Source organism: Sorangium sp. So ce327 (assembly GCF_051530205.1).
GTDB lineage: Bacteria > Myxococcota_A > Polyangia > Polyangiales > Polyangiaceae > Sorangium > Sorangium cellulosum_B.
Genome location: NZ_CP150330.1, coordinates 342,616 through 360,110 on the forward strand (window position 1 = coordinate 342,616; position 17,495 = coordinate 360,110).

The 17,495-nt window shown below is 71.4% G+C and carries 11 protein-coding genes; 8 read left to right on the forward strand and 3 right to left on the reverse strand.

Annotation, left to right across the window (positions count from 1 at the left end; genetic code table 11):
- Positions 1-18: 18 nt before the first annotated feature.
- The 3 genes from WME95_RS01290 to WME95_RS01300 form a co-directional block, all read right to left on the reverse strand.
- Positions 19-1,905 carry an FG-GAP repeat domain-containing protein gene (locus WME95_RS01290; RefSeq protein WP_437906579.1) on the reverse strand — a complete coding sequence of 629 codons (1,887 nt, stop codon included), beginning with the start codon at positions 1,903-1,905 and terminating at the stop codon, positions 19-21.
- A 121-nt stretch (positions 1,906-2,026) separates the two neighbouring features.
- Entirely contained in the window at positions 2,027-3,115 is a 1,089-nt protein-coding gene (locus WME95_RS01295; RefSeq protein ID WP_437906581.1) for a BPSS1187 family protein, read from the reverse strand.
- Between the two features lie 103 nt (positions 3,116-3,218).
- Positions 3,219-4,196: an AraC family transcriptional regulator ligand-binding domain-containing protein gene (locus WME95_RS01300; RefSeq protein WP_437906582.1), complete on the reverse strand. Its 978-nt coding sequence runs from the start codon at positions 4,194-4,196 to the stop codon at positions 3,219-3,221.
- A 77-nt stretch (positions 4,197-4,273) separates the two neighbouring features.
- Between WME95_RS01300 and WME95_RS01305 the strand changes: the two genes are divergently transcribed.
- The 8 genes from WME95_RS01305 (at position 4,274) to WME95_RS01340 (ending at position 17,446) form a co-directional block, all read left to right on the forward strand.
- On the forward strand, positions 4,274-4,849 hold the full coding sequence (locus WME95_RS01305) for a GNAT family N-acetyltransferase (RefSeq protein ID WP_437906583.1): 576 nt from the start codon (positions 4,274-4,276) through the stop codon (positions 4,847-4,849).
- Between the two features lie 184 nt (positions 4,850-5,033).
- Positions 5,034-6,791, forward strand: coding sequence for a sigma-54-dependent transcriptional regulator (locus WME95_RS01310; RefSeq protein WP_437906585.1), 1,758 nt, complete (start codon positions 5,034-5,036; stop codon positions 6,789-6,791).
- Positions 6,792-6,842: 51 nt separating this feature from the next.
- A complete protein-coding gene (locus tag WME95_RS01315; RefSeq protein WP_437906586.1) occupies positions 6,843-10,916 on the forward strand; it encodes a TOMM system kinase/cyclase fusion protein in 4,074 nt (1,357 codons plus the stop codon).
- Positions 10,913-11,683: a BMA_0021/BMA_0022 family TOMM bacteriocin gene (locus WME95_RS01320; protein WP_437906588.1), complete on the forward strand. Its 771-nt coding sequence runs from the start codon at positions 10,913-10,915 to the stop codon at positions 11,681-11,683. Before WME95_RS01315 ends, WME95_RS01320 begins: the two co-directional genes overlap by 4 nt.
- Positions 11,684-11,810: 127 nt before the next feature.
- Entirely contained in the window at positions 11,811-12,998 is a 1,188-nt protein-coding gene (locus WME95_RS01325; protein ID WP_437906589.1) for an amidohydrolase family protein, read from the forward strand.
- 62 nt (positions 12,999-13,060) lie between these two features.
- Entirely contained in the window at positions 13,061-14,011 is a 951-nt protein-coding gene (locus tag WME95_RS01330) for a BMA_0021/BMA_0022 family TOMM bacteriocin (protein ID WP_437906591.1), read from the forward strand.
- A gap of 171 nt (positions 14,012-14,182) precedes the next feature.
- The gene (locus WME95_RS01335; protein ID WP_437906593.1) at positions 14,183-16,411 is read left to right on the forward strand and encodes a TOMM precursor leader peptide-binding protein; all 2,229 of its coding nucleotides are present in this window, start codon (positions 14,183-14,185) and stop codon (positions 16,409-16,411) included.
- Between the two features lie 594 nt (positions 16,412-17,005).
- On the forward strand, positions 17,006-17,446 hold the full coding sequence (locus tag WME95_RS01340; RefSeq protein WP_437906595.1) for a hypothetical protein: 441 nt from the start codon (positions 17,006-17,008) through the stop codon (positions 17,444-17,446).
- Positions 17,447-17,495 lie beyond the last annotated feature (49 nt).

Here is a 17,495-nt window from a genome sequence, read left to right on the forward strand (position 1 = left end):
TCTCGTTTACCACCCTCGTCAGACATCGTTGATCGTGATGCGCGCGCCCGAGGCGACGTCGTTGCGTGTCACCACCGAGCCGTCGGGGAACGTCACGCGGATATCGACCGACGCCGCGGCCCCCATCCCGATGATCAGCGGGAGCTGGCTCTGCTGCCGGTTGCCCCACTGGCCGGCGCCCACGAGGTAGGTCGCCACGCGATCGGCCCCTGTATAGCCGCCCGCGCGGAAGTCGCCGTCTCCGTCGAGGTCCACGTCGACGCGCGCGCCGATCGCGTCGCGATCTTCCCTCACGTTCGCGTCGGTCGCATTGCCGTCGCGATCGGTGAGCACGCGGACGACCGCGTAGCCCGGCGCGCGGCAAGGCATTCCGGTCACGTCGCGGCGGTAGAGCGCCGTTTCTCCGAAGCTCGTGGTGAGGAGGTCGAGGTCGCCGTCGCCGTCGACGTCCGCGAACGAGCCGACCTGCCGCGCGGTGATCCCGAGCGAGGCGCCGGCGGCCGCGAACCTGCCCGCGTCGTTGCGGTAGAGCGTGCCGCCCGTGTACGCGTCGAGGTCGCCGTCCTGATCCCAGTCGGCCCATACGCTCGCGCTCATGAACGATCCGTCTCCGAGCCCCACGCTCGCCGCCATGGCGCCGGAGAACGGCGCGCCCGCGCCGGCATTGTAATAGAGCAGATCGTCCGCGTCCCCGTCGCGCACCGAGAGGAGATCGAGGTCGCCGTCGGCGTCGATATCGATCCAGGTCGCGCCGCCCCAGCGGGAGCTGGCCGCCGGTGTGTCCTCGAGCCCCGCCGATGTCGCGACGTCCGTCCAGCTCGGCGATGTAAAGCGGAAGAAGCGGTTACCGTCTCCGGTCGAGCCGGTGGCCATGTAGAGGTCGAGATCGCCGTCGCCGTCGGGATCGGCCCACGCCGCGCTGTCGCCCTGGAGGAAGGTGCTGAAGCGCGCCCTGTCATCCGCGAACGGCAGCGCACCGTCGTTCCGGAACATGCCGGACGCGCCGAACTCCGAGCCGAAGAACAGATCGAGGTCGTTGTCGCGGTCGTGATCGACCCACACCGCCGGGCCGGGCGTCGTCGCCGTGAGCTCGAGGTTGGCCGAGAGCGCGACGTTCATGAACGTGCCGCTGCCGTCGTTGCGATAGAGCCGGTTCGGGATCGTGCCGGAGCGGGTGTCGTTGGCGACGAAGATGTCCATGTCGCCGTCGTTGTCGAAGTCGGCGGCGATCACCGGGTAATGCTCGGAGGTGGTGCCAAGGTCCCTGATGCCGCGCGCGGCGGCCCCCTCGGTGAACACGCCCGCTCCGTTGTTGATGTACAGGCCGCTGCCGCGCACGAACACGTCGGGGTCGCCGTCGTTCTCGATATCGAGCCATGCGACGACCGAGCCACCTGTCGTCGCCGGCAGGCCCGAGGCGGCGGTCACGTCGGCGAAGCGGAGGCCGCAGGTGACCGCGGGCCCATCGGCGCACACCCCCATCGCGCAGCCGCCGCACGCCCCGCTCGGGCACCCCGTGCACGCCGTGCCCTCCGGCGCCCGGTTCGCGACGCACTCGCCCGCGCCGTCGCACGTGTCGGCCGCGTCGCACTCGCCGGCCGCGGCCGCGCACTCGGTCCCCGCTCGCCGCGGCTGGGCGAAGCACTCACCCTCGATGCACACGCCGCGCATGCAGCCGCCGTCGAGGTGGCTGCAGTCCACGCCGACGCACAGCGGCCCGCCGCCGTCGTTCCCGCCGCCGCCGTCGCTCCCGCCGCCGGTGCCCGCGTCGCCGCCGCCGTCGTTTCTGCCCCCGCCGTCGTTCCCGCCCGCGCCCTGGGGCTCTTCGCCGGAGAACGTCCTCGACTTCGCCGAGCAGCCCACCGCGAGCAACGCCGCCGCGAGGGCGAGGAAAGACCGTTTCACGTTCGACCTCCGATCGTCAGGCCCGCGGTCGCCGCGGGAAAAGCGATCCGGTCGAGACTACAGGCAGCGCAGGACGTTGTCGCGCACGAGCTGGCAGCCTCACTCGACGTGGAGCGCGACATCACGGCAGCGGCAAGCCGAACATCGCCTCGCAGACGGCGACGTGCGCGCCGCAATTACCGGCGGCTCCGTGGTCGCCGTCCTTGAGCGCGAGCCGGTGCGACCCGCCGTACGGCGGCGCCGCGCCCGGGACGTCCACCTCGACGAGCTCGCCGGGCAGGCCGATGAGGTCGAATGCTTCGAGGTGATCCGGGTGCTGCTCATCGCGCTCGCCGGTCAATCCGAACATGCGATCCACGGGCGTCGCCGACGGCTCCGAGAGCCAGGTGGCGCTCACCGGGTTCGTGTCGCGCGGCCCGGCCAGCGACACCACCCGATCGAGCCGGACGACCTTGCCGATGCGGGCGGCCGAGCTCGCGCCGTGCGAGTGGCCGCTGAAGATGATGACCGACCAGCGCGGGCTCCCGTCGTCTTCGAGGAAGTAGCCCCAGTCGCCTCGCGGGTGGACCTCTTTCAGGTGCGCGAGCGCCTTCGCCAGCCGCGCTTCGATGCTGTCGGCCCTTGTCACCTCGATGAGCGCGGTGTGGTCCTGACCGTCGAACGCCTCGAGCCGCGCGTCGCCGAACGTGTCCGGATCATTCTGAACGATGTTGTAGTCGTTCTTGTAGGCGACCGCGAACGCGTGAAAGCCGCGCGCGGCGACGAAGCGGGTGAGGTCGAGCGGGCCAGGAGGCTGGCTGCTCCCCGACAGCGTGACGACGAGCTTGCCCGCGAACCGCGCGACCCGGGTGTCGAGGAGGGCCACCTGCTCCAGGTCGCGGTCGGAGACCTCTGGATCGAGCTCGCTGGGCTTGAACCGGATCTCGCTGAGCTCGGGTGAGCTCGTGTCCACGTGCAGCTCGCGCGGCGCGCCGCCCGCGCCGCCCGCGCCGCCCGCGCCGCCCGCGCCGCCCGCGCCGCCCGCGCCGTTCGCGCCGCCCGCAGAGCCACCGACTCCGGAGGTCGCGGCGGCGCCGCCGGTCCCGGTCGTCGCGGTGCCCGTGGCTGCTCCGCCGCCAGCGCCCGGGGGGCCGCCGTCGCTCGACGAGCCGCCGCACGCCACGCACCCGAGCGTCCACCAGGCGCAACCGATCCACGCCGCGATCCGCATGCTCGAAACGTTACCAGATCACCTCCTGCGCCCCGCGGTGGACGAGCCGGATCTCCCGATTTTCTCGGTCACGCAGCGCGGCGCGGGCGCGCACGGCGGCGCTTCACCGGCCTCGCCGTGGCGTGAGCGCCGATCCGTGGCGGCGGCTCCGTGACGGGGCCTCTCCGCGCCAGCGCCGCCACGCGCGCGTGAAGGAGGCCTGCTCGGCGAACCCCACACGGGCGGCGATCTCGCCGAGCGTCAGCGCCCCTTCGTCCAGCAGCTGCTCCGCGCGATCGCGGCGCACCTCGTCCAGCACCTCCACGAACGAGGTGCGGCTCAGCGAGAGCTTGCGCTGCAGCGAGCGCACGCTGAGCCCCAGCGCCGAGGCCACCTCGCCGAGGGTCGGCGTGCCGGGGAGGCGCTGCAGCGCAAGGGCGCGCACGGCCACGAGCAGCGCGTCGCTGGTGCGCTGCTCGGCCCCCACCGTGGCCTCGAGGGTCGCCAGCAGCCGCGGGTCGGCGCTGCGCAGCGGCGTCGTCCAGTCGCCCGACGAGAAGCGCAGCGCGGTGCGCCGCGCGCCGAACCGCAAACGGGCCACGCCGAGCAGCTCGATCCACCGCGCGCGCGGCTCGGGGCTGGGTTCGGCGAGCTCGAGCGACGGCATCTCGAGCGGCCGGCTCGCCAGCGCCCGCATCCGCGCCAGCACGATGCCGAGCACCAGCAGGTCGCTCTCGAGCTCCCCCGGGAAGGGCGGCTGGTTGACGATGACCACGCGCCGCACGCCGCTCCGCAGCCGCTCGATGAGCAACTGGACGCCGGGCGCGACGAGCGGGAAGAGCCGCTGGGCCACCGTGAGCGCCGCCCCCACCGTCGCCGAGGACGCCGCGAGGTAGTCCACCACGCCCATCGTGCCCAGCGGCATCGTCAGCCCCACCTCGAGCGGGAGGGTCCGCCGGCCCGTGCGCGCGATCGCCCGGGCCCACAGCGTCGCGAGCGCCAGGTCGTCGTGGATGGGGCCGATCTTCAGCCGCGGAACATCGACCCCGAAGCGACCCAGCGCCTCGGAGATGGCCTGTGCGGTCGCGGCGACGACGGGCATGCCGCGAGGGTACCACGTGGCGCGCGAAGACAAGCAACTGGCGCACACGGACAAACGCCTGAATGCATGGTGGGCGCATGACCGCTGCGCAGATACTGGCCAGGGCGTTTCACGAAGATCCCTTCATCTCCTGGGCGGAGCCCGACCCCGCCCGGCGACAGCAAACGATGACCACGGTGTTCGGAGCGATGCTGGCGCACGCGGACCGGCACGGCGGGCGGCTGTTCGAGCCCGGGGTCGGCTCGGTGGACTGGAAGCCTCCCGCGCACGCGGGCATGGGCCTCGGAGACGTCGTCCGCAGCGGCCTGTGGCAGGTGATGCTCGTCGCCCCGCCGGCGGTGTGGTGGCGGCTTTCGGCGCACGAGGACGCCGCGATGGCCCGCGTTCGCCCCTTTCTCGGGCAAGGCAGCGTCTACCTCGGCACGCTGGGCGTCGAGCCGTCGCTGGCCGGGCGCGGACACGGGGGCCGGCTGCTCCAGCGCACCCTCGCCGCGCTCTCGGAGCGGTGGACGACCTGCGTCCTGCGCACCGAGCAGCCGCGCAACGCCGCGTTCTACCGCAAGCACGGCTTCACGCTGGTGGACGAGAGCGTGGTGCCGGTGAGCGGGCTGCCGGTGCTCGTCTTCTCACGCCCGCTCGAGAAGACGAGGTGACGCCCGCAGGAGCTGGCGTCTTCCGGCTCCAGCACCGACGCCGAGCAGCAGCGCCGGCGCCGCCACGGCCTCCGAGGTGACAGGGGGCTCGCGTCCCGCCGGGACGCACTGCGTCCGCGGGAGACGCGAGCCTGTTCGTTCCACCTGGACCCGCCCCCGTTCTCCTGCTCTTCTGCTCCCCACCGTGACCGCGTCCCGTGACGAGAGCTTCATCTCCCTCGTCCCCCGCCTGGTGTCGGCCACGTACTTCGACGAGGCTGCCACGGCGGTCCTCCAGGCCATGTTCACCTGCGTCGAGGAGGCGCTCGCCGGCAGCTCCTTCGCCAGCCGCGCCCGGATCCTGCGTGGCGTCGTCCACCTCCGTCCCGAGGACAGCTACCAGCGCCTCTTCGGCATCGACCGCCCGAGCGGCGCGCGCATCGAAGGCACCGGCTATCTCACCTCCGGCAGCGTCTGGAGCTGGATCGAGAAGCACCGCTGTTCCGTTTCGATCGACGTCCAGCGCGCTTCGCTCCGCTCGTGGATGCCGGACGGGGCCATCGCGCTCCGCCACGCGCCGGAGGCGGCGGGTATGCCCGGCGACGCGACGCGCGAGCGGATGCTCGGTCGCGACGCGACCCACGTCCATGTCGTCCCGCTGCGCGCGCCGGGCGGCAGCGTCGACGGCATGATCGCGATCGAGGTGAGCTGCAGGGGGGCCGCCGGACTCGAGCTCCCCTGGGCGGAGTGCCACGAGGAGCTGGCGATCCTCGCCAGCATCGCCGGGGCCTTCATCGCCGCCCGCGCGCTGCCCGTTCGCTCGGACGAGCCGGCGAGCCCGGACGAGTTCTTGCCGGTCGTCGGTCAGAGCACCGCGCACCTCGTCGAGCTGCTCCGCGCCTTCGCCCCGCGGGACGACACCATCCTGATCACCGGCCCGACCGGCGCCGGAAAATCCAGGCTGGCGCGCTGGTGCCACGAGCACTCGCAGCGCCGGGGCCAGCCCTTCGAATCGCTGGATCTCCTCGGCGTGCCCGAGGACCTGCAGATGGCCGAGCTGTTCGGCTGGAAGCGGGGCGCCTTCACCGGAGCGGTCAAGGACAACCCGGGCGCGATCGCCCGCGCCGCGAAGGGCACGCTGTTCCTCGACGAGATCGACAAGCTCTCGCTCAAGGCCCAGGCGGGCCTCCTGCGCTTCATCGAGGAGCGCGCTTACCGGATGCTGGGCGATGACGGGGCGGGGGAGCGCCGCGCCGACGCGCGCCTCCTCGTCGGCACCAACGCCGATCTGCGGGCCGCCGTGCGCGCCGGCCGCTTCCGCGAGGACCTGTACTACCGCATCAACGTGCTGCCGGTGCGGCTGCTCCCGCTCGCCGAGCGGCTCGACGAGCTCCCGCGCTGGGCCGACTACATGCTGAACCGGCGCCATCAGGAGGCCGACGGCAAGGGGGCGGCGCGCTTCGAGCCCGACGCCATGAAGCTCCTCGTGTCCGCGCCCTGGCCGGGCAACCTGCGGCAGCTCGACAACATCGTCCGGCGCGCTTACGCGCTCCAGCTCGCGGGGCAGAGCGGCCTCGGCGGCGATCTGGTGATCCAGCGGCGCCACGTCGAGCGCGCGCTCACCTTCGACGGCGACGCCGAGCCGAGCGCGCTGACCAAGCTGCTCTGGCGGGCGGCGCTCAGCTTCGTGAACGAGGCCGAGCGACGCCGCGGCGGCGGCGCCCCGCTCCCGCTCGAGCTGACCGACGCATTCCGGGGCATGGTCCTCGGCGCGGCGGTGCAGCGGACGGGCAACCGGGACGACGCCTTCACGCTGCTCGGCCAGGAGATGCTGCTCAAGAACCGCAACCATCATCGGACGCTGCGGCGCGAGCTCTCGCGGGTGCGCGAGGTCCTGGACCTGCTCGGAGGTGAGGTCGACCCGGATCTCCTGGCGGTGCTCGACGCCGACAAGGAGCCCTGAGGGCGCGGTGCCAGCGCTCTCCGAGCGCCTCCAGCGACCACGAGATCGAGCATGCAGTGCTATGCCGCAGACGGTGCCGCGCTCGCGCCAGGCGCCACGTTCGACGGGCGTTACGAGATCCTCGCCAAGCTCGGCGAGGGCGGCTTCGGCGTGGTGCACAAGGCCCGCCAGCTCACCACCGGGCAGCCGATCGCCCTGAAGATCCTGCGCCTCGCCGAGCAGGGAGGCGCCGCGCAGGCCGACCGGCGGACCGCGCGCTTCCTGCGCGAGACGCGGCTCTGCGCCCAGCTCCACCACCCCAACATCGTCCAGCTCGTCGACGCGGGGCAGGCAGGAGACGGGACCCTCTACGCCGCGTTCGCCTTCGCGCCCGGCGACAACCTCGCCGCCCTGCTCCAGCGAGAGGGCGCGCTCGCGCCGTCCGAGGCGCGGCACCTGATGCTCCAGGCGCTCGACGCCCTCGCCTGCGCCCACGCGGCGGGCGTCGTCCACCGCGACCTCAAGCCGAGCAACATCATGGTGATCCCCACGGGCGCCCGCCGCAACGCGCTGGTGCTCGACTTCGGGATCGGCGCCACGCTCGACGACGGGCGATCCGCGCGCCTGACCGGCAGCCACGACGCGCTGGGCACGCCCGGCTACGGCGCGCCGGAGCAGTGGCGCGGCGCCGAGGCCTCGCCGCGCGCGGATCTGTTCTCGTGGGGCCTCGTCTTCCTCGAGTGCCTCACGGGCAAGCCGGCGTACGGCGGCACGGAGGCCGAGATCTTCTACCGGCTGCTCGGCCCCGATCCCGTCCCGATCCCCGCCGCGCTCGAGCACCACCCCCTGGGCGACCTGCTCGCCCGCGCTCTCCGCAAGGACGAAGGCGCGCGCGACGCCACCGCCCGCGGGCTCTTCGAGGCGCTCGAGGCCTGCACCCTGCGCGGGCTCTCGCGCGAGGCGATGCTCGCCGCCAGCGGCCGCCCGGCCGGCGGGGACACGCGGTCTCTGTCCTCGATCGCGAGTGTCGCCACGTCGCTCGACCGGCGGAGGGAGCCCGCTCCGCCGGCGCTCGACGGCGAGCGCCGGCAGCTGACGGCCCTCTGCTGTCACGTGAGGGCGCGCGCGGCCGTCGCGCAGGCCCTCGACGCCGTCGACGTCGAGCGGCTGGACGAACCCCTGCGCGCGGCGCTCGCCCGCTGCGCGGACCTCGGGCGCCGCCACGGCGGGTACGTGGCCGCGGCGTTCGGCGACGATCTGCTCGTCTACTTCGGCTACCCCAGCGCGGCGGAGGACGACGCCAGGCGCGCTGCCCGCGCGGCGCTGGCGATGGCAGGCGCCGAGGACGCCGAGGACCCGCGCAGCGCCGCGCCAGGCGCGCGGATCGACGTGAGCGTCGGCCTCCACACCGGCCTCGTCGTCGACGGGAACCTGGGGGACCTCGACGGCGCGTGCCTCGTCACCGGCGCCACCCCGCGGCTCGCCGCGCGGCTCGCCGCGCTGGCGCCGCCGGGATCCGTGGCGGTCAGCGCCGCGTCGCAAGCGTTGCTGCGCGCCTCGTTCGACCTCGAGAGCGAAGGGGGCCGCGCCATCGAGGGGATCGCGGCGCCGGTGGAGACCTACCGCCTCCGGCAGGAGCACGGCGCCGCGGCGAGCTGGCCGACCCCCGACGGCTCGAAGGCGCCGCTCTCCGGCCGAGATCAGGAGACCGGGCTCCTCGCGGAGCGGTGGCGCCGCGCGTGCGAGGGGGCGGGCCAGTCGATCCTCATCACGGGCGAGCCCGGCATCGGCAAGAGCCGGCTGGCGCGCGCGCTGCGCGATCGGCTGGCGCGCGAGGCCCACACCTTTCTCGAGGCGCGGTGCTCGCCCGACACGCAAACCAGCCCCCTCCGTCCGGTGGTCGATCTGCTCGAGCGCACGCTCGGGCTCGATCAGGAGCCCGACGCGGGCGGCAAGATCGCGCGGATCGAGCGGGAGCTCGCCGGCCATGGCTTCACGCTGGCCGAGGCCATGCCGCTCTTCGTGCCGCTCTTCTCCCTGCCCCTCGGCGAACCGTACGCCCCGCTCGACGTCTCGCCGCAGCGGCACAAGGCGCTGACGCTCCAGGCCGTGGCGTCGCTGCTCCTCGCGATCGCCGACGAGCGGCCCGTCCTCCTGGTGGCCGAAGACTTGCACTGGGCCGACCCCACCACGATGGAGTTCCTCGCCCAGCTCGTTCGCGAGGCGCCCGCGGTCCCCCTGTGCGTCATCATGACGGCTCGCCCGGAGTTCTCACCGTCGTTCTCGACGGCCGACATGCTGCTGCTCCCGCTGAGCCGCCTGGAGCGCCCGCACATGGAGGAGATGCTCACCGGGCTCTCGGGCCACAAGGCGCTGCCTCCCGCCGTGATAGAGCAGGTCGCAGACCGCGCGGACGGGGTGCCGCTCTTCGCCGAGGAGCTGCTCCGGATGATGATCGATGCGCGGCTCCTGGTGGAGCGGGAGGATCGCTACGAGCTGACCCGGCCGCTCTCGGGCGCGGCGATCCCGGGGACGCTGCGGGCGCTGCTCACGGCGCGGCTGGATCGTCTTTCGCGCGCCAAGCAGACGGCCCAGCTCGCGGCGGCGATGGGCCGGGAGTTCAGCGTCAAGGTGCTCTCGGCCGCGAGCCCGCTCGGCCCGGCGGCGGTGGCAGAGGATCTGGAGCGCCTGATGAGCGCGGGGATCGTGCTGCGCAGGCGGCGCGGCAAGGACGCGGTGGGGAGCTTCAAGCACGCGCTGGTGCGGGACGCGGCGTACGAGTCGCTGTCCACCGGCGCGCGGCAGCGGAGCCACGCGCGCATCGCGAAGACGCTGGAGGAGGGGTTTCCGGAGGTGGTCCGAACGCGGCCGGATCTGCTCGCGCACCACCACGCGGCGGCGGAGCAGATGCGGGAGGCCATCGGGTACGCCCGGACGGCGGCACATCAGGCGCTCGGGCGCTCGGCCTACGCCGAGGCCAGCGCGCACGCCTCCCATGTCGTCGACTGGATCGGGGCGCTGCCGACCGGCGAACGGGTGGACGCCGAGCTCGGCGCCAACGGCATCCGGTTGCAGGCGCTGATGTCGATGCAGGGCTGGGCTTCCCCCGACGTGCGTGCGCTGGCCGAGAAGTCCCGGGCGCTGCTCCCCGCGAGCACGACGACCGAGCACACCGTGTCCACCCTCTTCGCCCTGTACATGCACTACCACGTGGCGAGCGAGCGCGCGGCGTGCCGGCGGGTGGCCGACGAGCTCGTGGCGTTCGCCAACCGGATCGAGGACCCGTCGCTCCAGTGCGTGGCCGCGACAGCCAAAGGCGTCGGCTTCCACGCCGAGGGGCGGTTCTTGGACGCCGAGGCGTGGTTCGACGAGGCGATCCATCTGTACGACCCGGCGCGCGACGGGCGGCAGGGCTCGGTGTTCGGCATGGACTGCCGCGTCTGGGCCACGGGACAGCTCGCGTGGGTGCAATGGGGTATGGGGCGGACGACGCGGGCGTTCCAGCTCGCGAACGACGCGATCGCCTGGGCGCGGGAGATCAAGCACGTCCCGTCCCTCGGGATCGCGTTGCTCTACCTCGGCCAGATCCAGCACATGAACGAGGACAAGCCCGCGGTGCACAAGACGACGGGCGAGCTGCTCGCGACCTCCCAGGCATACGGGCTGCCTGCCTTCGAGGGCTACGGTGCGGCCCTCGCGTCGTGGGCCGCGGGGGATCTGCAGGGGGTCGAGGTGATCATCCGGACCCTCGAGTCCCTCCACTGCAACTTGGCGCTCACCTACTACGGGTCTTTTCTGGCAGACATCGAGGCAGACGCCGGCCGTCTGCACCAGGCGATCGCCCGCGTGGAGACCTGCCTTTCGATGTGCACCGAGCTCGGCGAGCACTTCTTCGAGGTGGAGCTCCTGCGGCGCCGCGCGCGCTACGAGATGCGCCTGCCGAAGCCCGATCGGGGCGCCATCCGGGAGATGCTCGCCAGGGCTCGGCTGCTGGCCGGCGAGCGCGGCATGTACCGCTTCGAGGCAGCGGCGATCGAGGAGCACCGGCGTGTCTTCGGGGACGACACCGCGCTCGTGGACCGATTGACGCAGCTCCATGACTCGTTTCCTGATCTGAAGTTACTTTCACCGAGGAGTGATCCATGACGACCAAGCCCTCTGAAGCATGGGAGACCGGCGGAACAGGCAGCGCCGCCCCCTTTCCACGCCTGCGCACCGCCTACCTGCGAGCCATCGCCCGTGCCTGGCGCGATCGGGACTTCCTGAAGCAGCTGGTCAGTGCGTCCAAGGAGGATCCTTATGGCGTCCTCCCCCTCCTCGAGAAGGAATATGGCTTCAAGTTCCCTTTCAGCGTGAAATTCGCCATCTCCGACGAGCCCAGGCCGCAGTGGCGGCCGAATGAGATGCTCGGCTGGCTCGCCGACGGTGACGAGATCGATATCATCTTGCCGGGCCCTCCGACGGACGGCACGCCGCCCGCGGACGCCCTTGCTCTCTATTGCCAATGGTTCCCGTCGATGCTTGGTCCGCCGACGGACGGGACGAGCCAGCCGCCCGATGATTTCGGCGAGTTCGGAGTGATCACGTCCCGCCTCCTCGCGATGACGTGGTACGATGAGAAATTCAAAGAGCAGCTCTTCGCCTCGAAGGATGCTCGGCGCCTCGTGCAAGCCTCGATGGGCATGATCATTCACTGGAACTTCAAGCTGAAATTCTCCTCCCTCCATTGGGAAAAGTTCTGGCACAACATCCCTTATCAGGGCCAAGGTGACGGCCAATCTGCGAGCCGGATCCCCGCTCGGGTGACGATCACCGTCAACATCCCTCAGGCTCCGCCGGATGATGCCATCTGGCCGATCGCTCTCGCCGCGTACAACGACACGGGTCCCCAGTACCCCTTCACCTGCGCTTGACGCTGCGATCGCTGGCTGGACCGGGGGCGAAGGAGGCGCTCGCGTGATCCCGTGCCGCCGGACGGATCGCGGCGCGTCCTCCGCACCGCATGGAGCTCCGGAGCTCTGCTCGTAGGGAGAGGGTAGCGTGCGCGACGGGATTGCCATCATCGACATCGACCGCCACGTCATGGAGCCCATGGGGCTCTGGCCGGAGTACCTGCCGGCGAGGTACCGCGACGTCGCGCCGGACGTCCGCCCCCTCTCGAAGCATGATGAGCCCCTCCGGGCTCGGTTGCACCGGCTGGGAGACCATGGCCTCTTGCCGACCCCGCCGGTGGTCACGGTCGCAGGAAAGCCCATCTGTCGCGGGATGACCGAGGTGGGCTACATCGAGGTCGGGATCCATGCGGAGGAGCACCGCCGCGAGCTGATCGCCGCGGAGACGGCGGCCGGCCAGCTCGCAACGATGGACGAGGCGGGGGTCGACGTCGCCGTGCTGCACCCGACCTACACGGGGTTCCTGGTGTACGACGAGGAGATCGACGCGGATCGCTCCCGCGCCTACGCGGGAGCCTACAATCGCTGGCTCGCGGACCAGTGCCGGCGAGACCCGACCCGGCTCAAGGGGGCCGCGCTCATCTCGCGCCACGATCCCGCGCAGATGGTCGCGGATCTCGAGGCCGGCCTCGCGGCCGGCCTCAGCGCGGCCGTGGTCCGGCCGAACCCGGTCCGCGGGAGGACCCTCGGCGCGCCGGAGCTGGAGCCCTTCTTCGCGGCCTGCGAGGCGAACGACATCCCGCTGCTGCTGCACGAGGGGACGCACACGCGCGTGCAGACGGCCGGCGCTTCGCGCTTCCGAACGCACTTCGCGCAGCATGCCTGCTCCCACCCGCTCGAGGCGATGATGGCGTTCCTCGCCCTGCTCGAAGGAGGCGTCCTCGAGCGCCATCCGGGCCTTCGCGTCGGCTTCCTCGAGTCGGGCTGCGGGTGGCTGCCCTACTGGCTCTGGCGCCTCGACGAGATCGAGTATACGCAGCTGAGCAACGAGGTCAGAGGTCGCGTGAACCAGCGCCCCTCGAGCTACTTCCGCCGCCAGTGCTGGATCGCGTTCGAGCCGGGCGAGGCGATGCTCGCGCACTGCGTCGGCGTCATCGGCGCGGATCGCGTCGTCTTCGGCACCGACTTCCCCCACGTCGACCACGATCCCGCGATCGTCGCCAGGCTGTTCGACGGGGGCGGGCCGCTCGCCGAGGACGTGCTCCGGGCAGCGTTGTGGGACAACCCTGCGCGGCTCATGGGGTTGCCGGAAGCAGCGCGCCCGCGCGGCGCGTGAACGGGCGCGACACCGACCCGCGCACACTTCATCGCGAACAACGGTCAAGCAAAGAGGGGCTCATGAGCACGAACCAATTGACGGAGTTTCGCTCGACGTACCTGCGCGCGATCGCAGAGGCATGGGCCGATCCGGACGGTTTTGGCAAGGAGTTGACCGGGGGCGACCCCGCTTCCGCGCTCAAGGATCGATTTGGCTATATCTGGCCATGGCCAAGGACGTGCGAGCTTCAGATCGCACGAGCGGACGAGGACTTCATGTGGATCCACGATGAGTGGGTCTGGCCAAGCGACCTGCTCGACTGCTTGACGCTGCGCCTGCCGCTCGCGCCCAAGCGTTCCGCAGCTCGTCCAGGGTACGATGATCTGCGGGAAGACCTCCGTCCGGAGGACTACGCGAGGGCGCTCGGGGATTATTACAAGCAGCGCCCGTCGCTGTTCAGCGATCAATCGAGCCGGGAGCACGATCAGCACGGGGCTCATGCGCGCCCTCAGGACAGAGGGGGCGGGCTCAACATGCGGGCGGACCACGGGGTGCAGCTCGTCCGTCGCCCCGAACGAGGGCGGGAGCACGCGGGGTGCTGTCATGAGGGCGAAGAGGCGGGTCAAGAGCGCGTCGGCCTCCACAGCGGCCCTCCTGCGGGGGGCTTCGTTCCCGACGACGGCTTGTTCGCCGAGTTCAACGTCGTGCTGCTCGCGGCGATGGCCAAAGCCTGGAGCGACCAGGAATTTCGACGAGCGCTCACGATCGACCTTGCCTCGGCGCTGCGAACCATCCGAGGTTACAGGCTACCTTGGACGATGAGCGTGCGCGTCGAGGAGGACGGCGCGGCCCGGTGGCATCCGCCGGGATCTCCGCTCGACAAGGACCATCCGTCGTACTGGGATTCGCTCCAGCCTCATACGCTCAAGCTCTATCTGCCCACGAAGCCGAGCAACGTGGACTCCGAGCCCATCGCGCTCGCCGTATACAACGCGAGGGGAGCGGCGTACCCGTTCACTTGCTGCTGCTGATCGGGGGACGAGACCAGCGCCTCACGGGGATGTCGTGGGACGCCCGCGTGCGACGCCGCTCCGCCCGGATTCTGACGGGTCTTGGGGGCGAGGCGATCCCCGGCCATCCAGCGGTCGCTCTCCTCGAGCGCGCCGCTTGCACTTGCTCATCGGCGGGTGAAACCAGGAACGATGATGGATCCTCTGGAGCTGAGCCAGGTGCTGGCGTTCAAGCCCACCCTGCGCGTCGAGCGCATGGATGCGGGCGTGGTCTTCCTGATCGGCGAGCGCGAGCGCTTCGTCGTCTCCGGCGCCTGCGCCGCCGAGGTGGCCGCGCTCGTCGACGGCCGGCGCACGGTCGACGAGATCCTGCGCGCCGCGCGCGATCGGTTCTCCGAGCCGGAGACCCTGTACGCCCTGAGCCGGCTCGCGGCGCGTGGCTACCTGGTCCCCGCAACGCCGGAGCTTCCCTCCGAGCACGCGGCGTTCTGGCGCGGGGTAGGTCTCGACGGCAAGGCGGCCGCCGAGGCCCTGAGCCGGACCCCGGTGTCGGTCCTGGCCGTCGGCGAAGCCGCTCCCGCCGGGTGGATGACCGAGGCGCTCGAACAGGCAGGCGTGCGGATCGACGGCGAGGCGGCGGTGCAGGTGGTCGTGGCCGACGACTACTTGCAGCCCGAGCTGGCCTCGATCAACCGCCGCGCGCTGCGCGAAGGAGCGCGCTGGTTCCTGATCAAGCCTGCCGGCGTCCAGCCGCTCATCGGGCCCGTCTTCGAGCCCGGCGCCGGCCCCTGCTGGGGCTGCCTGGCGTTCTGGATCCGCCAGAACCGCCCGGTCGAGGAGCTCGTTCGCCGCCGCCGGGGGCACGAGGGCCACGTCTCTCCCCCCAGGGCGGCCACCGAGGCGAGCGTACGGACCGCTTGCGGGCTCGGCGCCTCGGCCATCGCCCGCGCGCTCGCCAGGGAAGACACCAGCGCTCCCCAGGCGCTCGGTTCCCGGGTGCTCGCCCTCGATCTGGCCACGTTCGAGATCTCCGCGCACGCGGTCGTCCGGAGGCCGCAGTGCCCGGTGTGCGGCGATCCGGCGCGGATGGCGGCCGTCGGCGAGCGCCCGGTCGAATTGCAGCCGGTGGAGAAGGCGCATTACGAGGACGGTGGATATCGCCGGCAGACCCCGCGGCGGACCTACGAGCGCTATCAGCACCTCGTCAGCCCGATCACCGGAGCCGTGACATACCTCGTGCCGATGCCGGGGCGGGACACCGAGCTCCGCGCCGTGTACGCGTCCGGCTACCTGGCCTGCCCTCGGGAGGACGTCCCGCGCACCAACGTCTTCGACAAGGCCTGCGCCGGCAAGGGGCGCAGCGCGGACCAGGCCAGGGTGAGCGCGCTCTGCGAGGCGCTCGAGCGGTACAGCGGCGTCTACCAGGGGGACGAGGCGCGCGTCCGCGCGAGCGAGGCCGAGCTCGGCCCGGCGGCGCTCTCGCTCGGCGATCTGCTGAACTTCAGCGAGGCGCAGCACCGCGAGCGCGCTCACCTCAACGCGCGGGCAGCGGATCGTCGCCAGTGGATACCCGAGCCGCTCGATGCCGGCACCGGGATCGACTGGACCCCGGCCTGGTCGCTGAGCAAGCGCGAGCGGCGCTATGTCCCGCTTGCCTACTGCTACGCCGAGGCCCCGGCCGAGAGCGGCACAGCGTTCTGCGGGCCCTGCAGCAACGGCGTGGCGGCCGGCACTTGCCTCGAAGAGGCCGTGCTGCAGGGCCTGCTCGAGCTCGTGGAGCGCGATGCCGCTGCGATCTGGTGGTACAACCGGCTCGCGCGCCCGGCCATCGCGCTCGACAGCTTCGGGGACCCGTACTTCGAAGCCCTCCAGGCGGACTATGATCGCCTCGGCTGGGCCGTCTGGGTGCTCGATCTGACGCACGATCTCGGTATCCCCACCTGCGTTGCCCTCGCCCACGAGGCCCGGGAGGATCGATTCACCATCGGGTTCGGCTGCCACCTCGACCCGCGCCTCGCCGTGCAGCGATCGCTCACCGAGCTGAACCAGCTCTTCGATCCCGGCGCGGCGCGCCGGGCGCCGTGGGACCTCGAGCGGCTCCCTGACCGCGCGCATCTCTTCCCGAGCCCCGATCTCCGCCGGGTCGCGGCCGAGCACCTGCCCCGGATCGGCGGCGCCGACCTGCGCGCCGACATCGAGCAATGCCTGGATCGCCTCGACGGGGCGGGCCTGGAGCTCATCGCCGTGGACAAGACCCGCCCCGACATCGGCTTGCCCGTGGCCCAGGTGATCGTCCCAGGGCTGCGCCATTTCTGGCCCCGGTTCGGCCCGGGGAGGCTCTACCAGGTGCCCTGCGCGCTGGGTTGGCTCGCTCGCCCGCTCGCCGAGGGCGAGCTCAACCCGGTCCCTCTGTTCGTCTAGCTGCCGAGGATCCGCGCAGGCGAGATCCTCTTCCACGAGGGCACGCACGCGCGCCTCGTGCAACGGAAGCAGCCGGCCAATCGGGGTGAGGTTCGTCTGCCCACGTGCCCCCCGGCTCCGTGGCCGGCCGCGCATGTCTCTGGAAGAAGCGTCGTGTCTCCAGGTGACGCAGCCCGGCCGTCGTCGGCTGCCGGGAGGCCCCTGCATGCCCGCGCGGGCCGCGCCGATCGCCCCGTCGGCGGCTCGCGGGAGACGGTTCGAGTGCTTGGTATGCGTGCTGCAAGGGACAGTGGACAGCGGACAGGGGACAGGGGATCGAGGTGACCCGGCTCAATTCGAGGCGCCGCCGGCGAGGGACGCGACGTTTGCGTTCCTCGCCGCGGAGAAAGTCGACTTCCCGTGTCCCCGCGTTGCCGCGCTTCGGGGCCGTACGAACGTAGGCCCGACGCGGCAACCTTCACACGAAACAGGTTTGGCGCACGGGGCAAACCCGCCCTTCGCGCCATGACGGGCGGCGTCCGGTCCAGGCCAAGGGGGCCTCGACCCAAGGTCGCCGCTCAGGCAGCAACTCTCACCAACGAGCAGGAGTGAATCATGAGCAAGAGCAGGCAAATCCTCACGGTCGACCCGAGTGACGTCGTGATCAATTTCACGTATTCGCTCGGCCAGACCAACCTCGGCGTGAACAATGTGAACACCGTGAATATCTCGGTGACCAACAAAAGCGAATTCGCGCTGCAGAATGTCACCCTGAAGCAGGAGGATATCATCGTTTGGTGGTCGGGGAGCAAGGACCCGGTGACGTCCAGCTTTTCGATAGTGATCCCGGGAGGTAAGATGGTCTTCTCCTCCGCGGCCCCTTCCACGACGTCTCCAACGCAGGGCTTCTTCGTGACGCCCACGCAGCAGGCGCTCAACTATATCTCAGGCACAATCTCGTTCTCCATCAAGAGCGGGAATATCACATACGACGTGGTGGCCGATACGGGCGGTCAGAACACGTCGGACAACTGGACCGTCACCACGCGGAACTAGCGCGAGCTCGGTCCTGCACTGTACTGGGGATCGAGGCGCATGGTGAGAT